Source organism: Enterococcus sp. AMC2644, assembly GCF_058216475.1.
On the sequence record NZ_CM177095.1, the window covers coordinates 2,418,769 to 2,430,095 of the forward strand.

Genomic DNA, 11,327 nt, shown 5'->3' on the forward strand with positions numbered 1-11,327 from the left:
TTATAAAAATAAGGAGTGTTAAACATGAAATTGAAAAAAATATTAGGAATCGGTAGTATGGCGTTATTTTCTATTTTACTTCTTGGTGGGTGTGGTAAGAAAGAAGATCCTAATACAATTGTTTTTTGGAATCCGTTGACAGGCGATGACGGAGCATATATGGATAACATGGTAAAAGAATATAATTCGACAGAACCCGAATATCCAGTTAAATCTATTGTAACCTCAGATATGTATACCAAGATATATACAGTCATAAACTCTAAGAAAGATATCCCAGATTTAACTTTAATTCATGCCGATCGTGTTCCAGGGTTCGTTAAATCAGATATGTTAGAATCGATGGATAATGTTTTAAGTAGTAAAGCAGAAATAAATGCAGACAACTATTTACCACAAGCATGGTCAGCCGGAGAAGTTGAGGGTGTTCAGTACACTGTTCCGTTAGACATTCATTCCAGTGCCATGTATTACAATATGGATTTGTTAAAAAAATATAATGTTGAATATTTTTTGGATGATGATGTTGTAACTTTTGATGAAATGATGTCGTTGTCAGATAAAATGGAAGATGGAGACTTTGTTGTTAATAATTCATTGCTTTCATGGGTTATTTTGGCTCAAATTATTAATTTAAATGGCGACATTCAAGTGGATGGTAAACCTACTGTTAATACACCAGAAATGAAGAAAGCGTTAGAATCAATTAAAGGGATTGCTGATGCTGGTCTAATGACCCCTAATGGAGAAGATGGCTACCTAATGTTCCAATCTGGGAATGTGCTATTCTCTACAGATGGTACTTGGACGTCTACAGCGCATGATGAAGTAGATGGTTTGAATTACGGTGTAACTAATGTCTATGGCTATTCGCCAGATAAATTTACTAATAGAGCTTCTTCTCATATGTTTTCTATGCTGACAAATGAAAATAGAACAGATGAAAAAGAGGCTGGAATTGCTGACTTCTTAGAGTACATTCGCGAGAATTCAATTGAATGGGCAAAAGCTGGACAAATTGTAGCTAGTACTGAAGTAGTGGAAAGTCCTGAGTTTAAAGACTTCAAACAATCATTCTTTACTTCTACACCGGAAGAAGTAGAATCATTACACATCTTTACTTATGAATATTATCCTTATGTTGAAGAAGCAATTAATGTCTATTGTATGGATATAGTTTATGGGGATATGAGTATTGAAGAAGGCTTGGAAACAATGCAAAAATTTGTTGAAGATAAGATAGTCGAAAATAACTAGTTTTTAAAACTGTTAAATTAAGCTAATGGTGTATTGAATGTTCAATACACCATTAGAGAAAGAGAGATTTTTATGAAGACAAAACGAAATTTAAAACCAATATTTTATGTTGGACCTCATCTGCTATTGTTTTTAATTTTCATTTGTATACCAACTGTTTATGGTATATATGCTTCTTTTACAAAATGGAATCTAGTGGGGAATCCACAATTTGTAGGACTAGATAACTATAAAACAATTCTATTTGATCAAAGTTCGACATTTAATTTTCAATTTTATAATGGTGTAAAAAACACACTTATATTTGTACTTCTTACAGTTCCGTGGTTAATTATTTTACCATTGTTAATTGCTGTGGCTTTAGAAAATAAGAAAATTAAGTTTAAAAGTGTTTTTCAAGGGATTCTTTATATCCCAGGATTGATTTCAATCTCTGCAGCAGCTTTAATATGGTCGTTACTATTTCACTCAAAATTAGGAATTCCCAATAATGTTTTTGGTATTGATATTTCTTGGGCAGCACATCAGCCTTATTCATGGATTTTAATTTTAATCGTTACAATTTGGGGTGGTATTGGAGGAAATATGATTATTTATAGAGCTGCAATAGCAGGTATATCCCAAGATTTATATGAATCAGCAGAAATTGATGGCGCTAATTCAATGAAAAAATTTTTTCATATAACATTACCTTCTATTAAGTTTCCGCTAATTTATACATTAGTTATGACTACTGCAGGTGCTTTTAATGTTTTTGCTCAACCATTGATGATGACAAAGGGCGGTCCTAAACAAAGCACACATGTTTTAATGATGTATATCCGTTCGTTGGCATTTGGACATGGGGAGTCGATTGCTGGAATGGCATCTGCAATGGCAGTTCTTTTAGGCTTGATTATTTTAGTAATTTCTGCTGCTCAATATTATGTAATGAATAAAAATTCAGTATAGGAGGAAAGTTCATGAAAAAAGAGAGTTCAGTATCTAAATGGATCTCCTATTTATTTTTAACAATTCTTTGCTTTATTTGGATGGTTCCGGTGTTTTTTGGTTTTATGACATCGTTTCGTTCACAGAGTGAAGTAGTATCAATAGGATTCAGAATGTTGCCAGTTGACTGGATTTTAGAAAATTATATTGCTATTTTAGAAAATACTTCGACAGCTCCGATTTTACGGTGGTTGGGAAACTCATTATTTATTGCTACGACACATACAATATTAGTTGTTATTGTCGTTTCTCTAACTGCATATGGTTATTCACGCTTACGATTCAAATACCGAGATCAATTATTTTTCTTACTCATGGGAATTTCAATGTTTCCTGGAGTCGTTAATTTAATTCCTTCTTACAAAATAATTGAATCATTTGGCTGGGTGAACTCACCTTTAGCAATGATTATCCCTGGATTAGCAGGAATGGGTAATATTTTTTTAACAAGACAATTCATGAAGGGAATCCCAAAAGAATTTGATGAATCTGCAAGAGTAGATGGAGCAAGTGAATTCACTATTTACTCAAAAATTATTTTGCCAATGATTAAACCTGTATTAATTGTATGTGCTCTATTTTCATTTACGGGTTCTTGGAATGACTTTTTATGGCCAGTTATCGTATACAATGATGTTGAAAAAATGCCAATAACTGCCGGGTTGTTATTATTACAGGATATTTATGGCAATTATCGAATGGTTGGACAATTAATGGGATCTGCCTTTTTAGCGATTATCCCAACAACATTACTATTTTTATTTGCACAAAAATATTTCGTTCAATCGATGAATTTAAATGCAGGTGTGAAAGGATAAAATATAATGAAGCACAACGCAGAAAAAATATTATTATTAATAGGAGCATGTTGGAATATTTTTACTGCCCTATTAACCATTTTTGGTTATTCAGATTGGTTGAAAAAGGAAGGGACGCAAGCTTTTTCTAGTGCTAATCAAATCGATTATTTTTCAGTTAGTTTGGTAGATAGTTTAGTAAATGTGGTAATGATTTTTGGTCTGTTTATGTTAGTGACAGGAATAGTGACACTTTTTGCTGTTCGCTTTTTAAATGATGAATTACTAAATAAAAAAATTTTAGTGTGGCTCATTTTTTGTGTTGTTATTCAATTTTTCTCTTTTGACTTGATAGGAGTATTTTTATATCTGGCTGCGGTAATTATTTATATTGCTCGTAATCAGGCATATAAAAAAGTAATTAAAAATAATTAATATATAGGAAAGAAGGGAAGATATTTGGAGTATCGTAATCCAATTGTTTTAGAAAGAGCTGATCCATGGGTTTATCGCCACTCGGATGGATATTATTATTTTACTGGTTCTGTACCAGGATATAAGTCAATTGAAGTTAGACGTGCTAAAACGTTAAATGGCTTAGAAGATGGAGAGATCATGACTGTATGGCAAGCTCCTAAAGAGGGACCGATGAGCTGTCTGATTTGGGCACCGGAAATTCATTATATTGAAGGAAAATGGTATATCTATTTTGCTGCAAGTAATGCCGAAGGAGAACGCGATGCCAAGAATCATCATCGGATGTTTGTCATCGAAAATAGTCATGATAATCCTATGAATACTGACTGGGTAGAAAAAGGCCAGATTGTTACACAATTCGACAGTTTCAGTTTAGATGCAACAGTGTTGCAGCATCGAAACCAATTATATTATATTTGGGCTCAACAAGATCCTCGAATTCCAGGTAATTCAAATCTTTATCTTTCAAAGATGAAAAATCCATGGATTTTAGAAGGAAAACAAACATTACTGAGTGTCCCTGAATATGACTGGGAAAAAATCGGCTTTAAGGTCAATGAAGGACCTGCAGCAATAGTAAGGAACGGAAAAGTGTTTATCAGTTACTCTGGTAGTGCCACAGATGAGAATTATGCGATGGGTTTATTATGGGCAGAGGAAGATGCAGATTTACTGGATGGTTTTTCTTGGCATAAGCTTCCAGAACCAGTCTTTGTATCATCGGAGAGTCATCAATTATATGGACCGGGTCATAATTCATTTACGAGAAATGAAGAAGATACGGAAGACGTACTGATTTATCATGCACGACCAGAGAAAAATAAAGTCGGAGATCCGTTAGATAATCCCAATCGTCATGCTAATGCACAAGTGTTTCACTGGACTAGCGAAGGGTTTCCTAATTTTGGAATTCCAGGTCAATCACAAGAATAGGAAAAAGGATTTGTACTTTTTTAGTGTTGGTAGAAAATACCAACACTCTTTTTTTGTCTAAATAATCAAAATGTAATAAAACCGGTTTTCAAAAACTGTCATGACGTAGCTAAGCAAAATAGTAAGCCTTCCTGCAAGTCCTCTGTCATTCTGAGGAATAACGCTATCCGGTATTTTGAAGACTTGCTCAGGCTAAGTTACAAAATAATTTTTGAAAATTATCAAACGATAGTTCGAACATATAAGAAGTATTAGAAAAAATTTTTTTGCCTTATTTAAATGTATTTGTTGAAGTAACAAATAGCCATATTAAGTAATCAAATAGAAGGATTATAGGAGGTTAGGTAGCTTGTCTATTTCACAATTAAAATATTTGTTTATCTTTGGAAATTCTGCCATATCTTACTACTTAAGATAAAAAAAGATCAAGTAGCGAAAATGCTATTTGATCCAAAGATTCTATTCTAAATTCTAGACCTTTACCAATAGTAGTCGTTAAAGATTCTTTTTCCAAATAGTATAATGAACAAATTCCGTTAAAAATAGGTGTAAGGCGACTAGTTACTTTTTAACTATAAAACATTTTTATCTTAATATCTTGAGCATAGTTTCCAAAGTTTCGACCAAATAAACTGCAACCACCAACGTGATCTGCATCCTCTTTAACCTCAATTCTTAGCTTCCATAAATCATTGTCACTACTTTTCAAATCTTCAATCGTTACGTCAGATAAGGGTTCACCATCCATATATGTACCATGATGCATGATGCGGATAGTTTTCAAAAGACCATATTGATTTTGATTGTCTGGATACCAATCAGGAGTATATTTCCCTCTAATATCTGCAAAATCACCAGGGCTTGTCCATGTGCCCACTTCAAGACCGTTTAAAGAAAAAGTAATATCGGATAACCAGTTATTATTGGAGAAAGGAAACTCTGAAGAGATTTCCATTGAAATTTCCATCATTTCTAGTGTTTCATTTTCATTTAAAAAATTTGGTGTTTGATACTCTACAAAGCCTTTTGTAAACCATAACAATTGAGCATCCATTCGAGTAGTGTCCATAAAGTATTTGGGTTCATCAACTTTTCCAATGAAATTATTTGCAGTAGCTAAACCACAAGTTGGCGTGACAGAATAGTTTGTATAATGACCAATGGGGAGTGAACTTTCTTTTGTGTCAAACGCATTGAATATTTTTTCAGGAAAGTTGATCTCAATTTTATCGACACGTAAACTAGAAATTTTCTGTTGTCCAACTTTTTCAGTTTTAATGATATTGGCTTTTTCTAATTTTGAAACATGCATAGTTGTAATAGCGCTGCTCAAACCGATAGCAGAAGCAATTTCTTTGATATTCATTTTATTTTTTGATAAGAGTTGAACAATCTTAATCCGAACAGAACTAGCTAGTGCTTCGTAAACAGGTAAAGCTTCTTCATTAATCTGCAGTTGCATAAAAAAACACCCTTTCTAATAGTTATTTTCAAATATTTTAACATAAATGTTAATAAATAGCTATGTTAATTTATAATTCTGTATTTTATTAATTTTCAAGTTTATCTGCATGATATATAGCTTTTTTTTATTAATGTTAATGTTAATGAATACGAACTTTAATAAAGAATTGAAATTGAATGGAGATAGCAGGGGGTGGGATATTTGTTCTATGGAAGAAAAACTTTCCATTAACAACAAATAATTTTTAATCAATTTATTGAATTTCTGTAGTGATGTTGGACAAGAAACAACATAATCCATTAAGTGACTCAATCCAGAAGATAAATTCTATGTTATTAGTTTTTTTAATATTTTTAAAAAGTTAAAGATGAATTTGAATCTGTGAATGTGCACTGGAGCTGTAGGATTTTTTGTTGGTTTTGGTAATCTCTCTTCTTTTATAAAATATCCAATAAAACTCATTAGTTATTAAATTAACAGGGAAAATCTAAAAAATGTATAATCTGTAATTGAAGTTTACTAGGACTTGATTAATGATGATTCAAAGGTGTTTACGTATTCTAATGGTCTACTATTTATAATAAATCAAGAGGTTTAGGGTTTAGTTATTGCAGAATAACACTATAAAAGCTAGCTGATTCATATGAAGAAACTATTTCATTAGAGTACATAGTTTGATTTCTAGATACTAGATATTTTAAAAAAGTATAATTTTGATGATATGGGGCAAGTGACTAACGGATAATAAATACTTCTGCTATGCAAATGGTTGATTTGAAAAATCGAATTTTCCAATGATTGTGTAATTTATAGCCTTATTAGACAAAAAACAGACTGTCATTAATATTAATATTAACAATTATGGTGTTTTCTCTTTTTTTTTAATAAAAAAACCTCCGATATTAACATGTATGTTGTTGACAACGTTTTCTGCATCTGTTAAAATTCATATAAACATTTATATAAAGGAGGAGCAAATGAAAGCAAAATTAATCGTAAATAAAGTCAATCAATTTGCAGAAGTAGACCCTAGATTGTATGGATCATTTATTGAACATATGGGAAGAGCTGTATATGAGGGGATTTATCAGCCGGGTCATCCTGCAGCTAATGAAGAAGGCTTTCGAACAGATGTCATGGAACTTGTTAAAGAATTGAATATTCCAATTATACGTTATCCTGGAGGAAATTTTCTTTCTGGGTATAACTGGGAAGATGGCGTAGGACCTATCGAAAATCGTCCGAAACGTTTAGATTTGGCATGGCGAACACTGGAAACAAATGAAGTAGGGATGCATGAATTTGCTAAATGGTCAGAAGAAGTTGGAGCCGAAATCAATATGGCTGTTAATTTAGGGACACGTGGAATCGATGAGGCACGAAATATTGTTGAATATTGTAACTTTGAAGGGGGAACCTATTGGAGTGATCTTCGTAAAAAAAATGGTCGAGAAGAACCGTTTGCTATTAAGACCTGGTGTTTAGGAAATGAGATGGATGGTCCATGGCAAATTGGACATAAAACAGCAGAGGAGTATGGTCGTTTAGCAGAAGAAACTGCTAAAGCCATGAAGTTAGTCGATGATTCCATTGAATTAGTTCTATGTGGTAGTTCAGCAAGTCATATGCCGACTTTCGGCGAATGGGAACTGACAGTTCTAGATCATGCGTATGAATACGTTGATTATCTGTCATTGCATCAATATTATGGTAATCGCAACAATGATTTAAAACATTATTTAGCTCGTTCATTAGACATGGATGAATTTATTAGTGGAGTTGTAGCAATTTGCGATGCAATTAAAGCGAAAAAACACAGTAAGAAAACAATCAATTTATCATTTGATGAATGGAATATTTGGTATCACTCAAATGAGCAAGATGGAGCAATTAAACCATGGCAAGTTGCTCCGCCATTGCTAGAGGATGTTTATAATTTTGAGGATACTTTATTATTAGGCTGTCTTTTAATTACATTATTGAAACACGCTGATCGTGTCAAAATTGCTTGTCTAGCACAGCTTGTTAACGTTATTGCACCAATTATGACCAATCCTGAAGGCGACGCTTGGCGACAAACGATTTTTTATCCTTTTGCACAAGTGTCTAATTATGGGCGCGGTCAAGTTATTCGTCCTATTGTTGAAAGTGAAACTTATGCAACAGAGGATTTCGATGAGGTTCCTTATTTAGAAAGTATTGCCGTATTAAACAATGAACAAAATGAGTTGGTTGTTTTTGCTGTCAATCGTGGGGAAGAAAACCTAGCTTTTGATATTCAACTAGATGGATTTAAAGTGAAGGAAATCAAGGAGTTTTCTCAAATGTCTGGACATGATATTAAGGCAGTAAATACTGAAAAAAATGCTGCTATTAAACCTACAAATTCAGAAGAAATTTTATTATCTGAAGGAAAAGCAACAGCAACATTGGCGCCTTTATCATGGAATGTGATTCGTTTGGGAGTATAAAAAGGAGAATAGAAATTTATGACAATCAGTGTTTTAAATAAAAAAAGTGGTCCAAAAATTAGTAAGCACATTTATGGGCATTTTGCAGAGCATCTAGGTCGTTGTATTTATGAAGGATTATATGTAGGTGAAGAATCGACTATTCCTAATATCAATGGTATGCGTACAGATGTAGTAGCTGCATTGAAAAATATTGCTATTCCAGTTTTGCGTTGGCCCGGAGGTTGTTTTGCGGATGAATACCATTGGAAAGATGGTATTGGTCCTAAAGAAAACCGCAAGAAAATTGTAAATACCCATTGGGGTGGTGTAACTGAAAATAATCATTTTGGTACGCATGAATTTTTTGAACTAGTTAGTCAATTAGATTGTGAAGCATATGTTAACGGTAATGTTGGAAGCGGTACAGTTCAAGAAATGCAAGAATGGGTTGAGTACATGACGATGGATGGTGAATCACCAATGTCTACTCTCCGCAGAGAAAACGGACGTGATAAACCATGGAAAGTTGAATTCTTTGGTGTTGGTAATGAGTCGTGGGGCTGTGGAGGAAATATGCGCCCAGAGTATTATGCCGATTTATATCGCCGTTATCAAACATATGTTAGACACTATGGTGAAGAAAAAATTTATAAGATTGCATGTGGACCCAATATCGATGATTACCATTGGATGGAGCAAGTGATGAAAATTGCCAGTCCTTGGATGGATGGTATTAGTTTACACCATTATGCTTTAACTGGTGCTTGGGAAGAGAAAGGTCCAGCTTTAAATTTTGAAGAAGCTCACTGGTGGAGTTTGCTTGATAGCGCTAAAAAAATGGATGAATTGATTACTAAACACAGTACAATCATGGATAAATACGATCCTGAGAAACGTGTAGGATTAATTGTTGACGAATGGGGTTCTTGGTTGAGCGTTGAACCAGGCACAAATCCTGGGTTCTTATATCAACAAAATACAATTCGGGATGCTATGGTGGCAGCAATCACATTAAATATTTTCCATAAACATGCAGATCGGGTACACATGGCTAATATTGCCCAAACAGTGAATGTTTTACAGGCGATGATTTTAACAGAAGGTGAAAAAATGGTGAAAACACCAAGTTATTATGTGTTTGAGCTTTATAAAAATCATCAAGAAGCTGAATTGGTGGAGACTTATGGTGAGTGCCAAGCAACAACATCCTACACTATTTCTAAGAAGGATGATCGTTTGACTATTTCTATCTGTAATTATTCACTGACTGAAGCAGATGTATTGGAATTTGTTTTAGAAGACCAAGCAAAAGTGGTAGAAGCCAACTATATTTATGGTGAAAAAATGGATAGTCATAATGACTTTGAGCAGCCAGAAGAAATCACTCTGACTCCTTTTGAAGATTATAAAATAGCTGAAACTTTACAAGTACAAGTGCCACCTATGTCAGTTACGACACTGGTTGTTGAACTGTAATATGACGTGTATTGGTTGTGAAATAAAAAAAGAAGCCACTGCTTTTGATGTTGAGTCGCTGATAAAAGAGCAACTTGAATTAGAAATAGATCTTGTTTCTGAAAAGAAATTAATGGGACGTTTAGAAAAATGTGAAATGTGTCCATTTCGTTCTAAACATACGTGTACTAAATGTGGCTGCTTCTATAAATTTAGAGCAAATTTACAACATAAATCATGTCCAGATAATAGGTGGTAACAGGAGAAGGCAGAAGCATTTTTAATGTATTCTGTCTTTTTTTTTAGGAAAATAGAAGGAGCATAGGAGCTATAATGAAAAATTATCAAAACGGTGTACATGATCCCACTATTATTAAAGTGGAAAATACGTATTACCTTGTTTCAACAGATACTACTTTCCCAAAAACCAGTGGCGTTCCAATTCGTTCCTCCAAAGACCTAATCCATTGGGAATTTGAAGGAACAGCGCTGAAAGGTGTACCCAAAAAAGCCAAAGAATGGTCTAATGCAGTTGGTCTTTGGGCACCAGAAGTTATCAAAGTTGGTGATGAATTCAGGATGTATTATTCCGCTTCAACATTTGGTAGCACAACTTCCATGATTGGTTTAGCTACCTCAAAAAACATTTTAGGTCCGTGGATTGATCAAGGTGAAGTAGTGAAAACTAATGAAGAGTTAGCTGGACACAATGCGATAGATGCAAACATTTCTTATGATAGAAAAGGTCAACCTTGGATGGTGTATGGTTCATTTTTTGAAGGAATCTATATTATGCAAATTAATCAGGAGACTGGAAAAACTACAAGCGAAGACTATGGTAAAAAAATTGCAGTTAGATCACAGACTGTAGAAGGAGCAATCGAAGGTCCATTCATTTATTATCATCAACCAACAGATTATTATTATTTATTTGTTTCTTTTGATTCGTTAAACGATAGCTACAATATTCGTGTTGCACGTTCAAAAGAAATCGATGGTCCTTATTACGACATGCAAAATCAAAAATTAACAGATCTGTGTATTGAGCCAAATGATGTAGGTACAAAATTATTAGGAAGTTACCAATGGCAAAAAGAACCAACCTTGTATGCACCTGGACATAACTCAATTTTTGTTGATGATAACCAACAAGTATATCTTGTCCATCATGCTCGCAGAAAACCATTTAGTGATGATTTTTTTGTCCAAGTTCGCCCGCTATTCTGGTTAGCAGATGGTTGGCCAGTAGTAGGCGCTGAAGAATTTGATGGTAAGGTTGAGGCGTTATCTTCTAAAGAAGGGATTTTTGGAAAGTGGAAGTGGATTGTTTTTAATGAACAATCTAATGTAGTGAAGTCACAAGAAAAATTGATTTTAGATGAAGACGCTTTTACTAATGGAATTATTTACAAAGATAAACATCATCGAATATTATTTACCGGACGAACATCATCGAATCAACCAGTAATTGGAAAGAAGATTAGCACAGATTGAGAGGGA

9 protein-coding genes are annotated in these 11,327 nt (G+C 33.7%); 8 read left to right on the plus strand and 1 reads right to left on the minus strand.

What is annotated here, in order from left to right; all coding sequences use genetic code 11:
- The first annotated feature begins 24 nt into the window (after window positions 1–24).
- The 5 genes from AC4BC5_RS11820 (at window position 25) to AC4BC5_RS11840 (ending at window position 4,454) form a co-directional block, all read left to right on the plus strand.
- A complete protein-coding gene (locus tag AC4BC5_RS11820; protein WP_490495563.1) occupies window positions 25–1,257 on the plus strand; it encodes an extracellular solute-binding protein in 1,233 nt (410 codons plus the stop codon).
- A 72-nt stretch (window positions 1,258–1,329) separates the two neighbouring features.
- Window positions 1,330–2,208, plus strand: coding sequence for a carbohydrate ABC transporter permease (locus AC4BC5_RS11825; RefSeq protein ID WP_490495564.1), 879 nt, complete (start codon window positions 1,330–1,332; stop codon window positions 2,206–2,208).
- An 11-nt stretch (window positions 2,209–2,219) separates the two neighbouring features.
- Entirely contained in the window at window positions 2,220–3,065 is an 846-nt protein-coding gene (locus tag AC4BC5_RS11830) for a carbohydrate ABC transporter permease (RefSeq protein WP_490495565.1), read from the plus strand.
- A 6-nt stretch (window positions 3,066–3,071) separates the two neighbouring features.
- Window positions 3,072–3,479, plus strand: coding sequence for a DUF4064 domain-containing protein (locus AC4BC5_RS11835; RefSeq protein WP_490495566.1), 408 nt, complete (start codon window positions 3,072–3,074; stop codon window positions 3,477–3,479).
- 24 nt (window positions 3,480–3,503) lie between these two features.
- Window positions 3,504–4,454, plus strand: coding sequence for a glycoside hydrolase family 43 protein (locus AC4BC5_RS11840; RefSeq protein ID WP_490495567.1), 951 nt, complete (start codon window positions 3,504–3,506; stop codon window positions 4,452–4,454).
- 568 nt (window positions 4,455–5,022) lie between these two features.
- Here AC4BC5_RS11840 and AC4BC5_RS11845 read toward each other — a convergent pair.
- Window positions 5,023–5,916 (minus strand): ArsR/SmtB family transcription factor, encoded by an 894-nt coding sequence (locus AC4BC5_RS11845; RefSeq protein WP_490495568.1) that lies wholly within the window; start codon window positions 5,914–5,916, stop codon window positions 5,023–5,025.
- A 980-nt stretch (window positions 5,917–6,896) separates the two neighbouring features.
- On the opposite strand from AC4BC5_RS11845, the gene arfA reads away from it, so the two are divergent.
- The 3 genes from arfA to AC4BC5_RS11860 all read left to right on the plus strand — a co-directional run bounded on the left by arfA (window position 6,897) and on the right by AC4BC5_RS11860 (window position 11,321).
- The gene (gene arfA, locus AC4BC5_RS11850) at window positions 6,897–8,390 is read left to right on the plus strand and encodes an arabinosylfuranosidase ArfA (protein WP_490495569.1); all 1,494 of its coding nucleotides are present in this window, start codon (window positions 6,897–6,899) and stop codon (window positions 8,388–8,390) included.
- 18 nt (window positions 8,391–8,408) lie between these two features.
- Window positions 8,409–9,848: an alpha-N-arabinofuranosidase gene (locus AC4BC5_RS11855; RefSeq protein WP_490495570.1), complete on the plus strand. Its 1,440-nt coding sequence runs from the start codon at window positions 8,409–8,411 to the stop codon at window positions 9,846–9,848.
- A gap of 312 nt (window positions 9,849–10,160) precedes the next feature.
- Entirely contained in the window at window positions 10,161–11,321 is a 1,161-nt protein-coding gene (locus AC4BC5_RS11860) for an arabinan endo-1,5-alpha-L-arabinosidase (protein WP_490495571.1), read from the plus strand.
- Window positions 11,322–11,327 lie beyond the last annotated feature (6 nt).

Bases quoted from the DNA above. Each gene is read 5' to 3' on its own strand.
- AC4BC5_RS11820 (WP_490495563.1), top strand. From the start codon at position 25: ATGAAATTGAAAAAAATATTAGGAATCGGTAGTATGGCGTTATTTTCT.
- AC4BC5_RS11825 (WP_490495564.1), top strand. From the start codon at position 1,330: ATGAAGACAAAACGAAATTTAAAACCAATATTTTATGTTGGACCTCAT.
- AC4BC5_RS11830 (WP_490495565.1), top strand. From the start codon at position 2,220: ATGAAAAAAGAGAGTTCAGTATCTAAATGGATCTCCTATTTATTTTTA.
- AC4BC5_RS11835 (WP_490495566.1), top strand. From the start codon at position 3,072: ATGAAGCACAACGCAGAAAAAATATTATTATTAATAGGAGCATGTTGG.
- AC4BC5_RS11845 (WP_490495568.1), bottom strand. From the start codon at position 5,916: ATGCAACTGCAGATTAATGAAGAAGCTTTACCTGTTTACGAAGCACTA.
- arfA (WP_490495569.1), top strand. From the start codon at position 6,897: ATGAAAGCAAAATTAATCGTAAATAAAGTCAATCAATTTGCAGAAGTA.
- AC4BC5_RS11855 (WP_490495570.1), top strand. From the start codon at position 8,409: ATGACAATCAGTGTTTTAAATAAAAAAAGTGGTCCAAAAATTAGTAAG.
- AC4BC5_RS11860 (WP_490495571.1), top strand. From the start codon at position 10,161: ATGAAAAATTATCAAAACGGTGTACATGATCCCACTATTATTAAAGTG.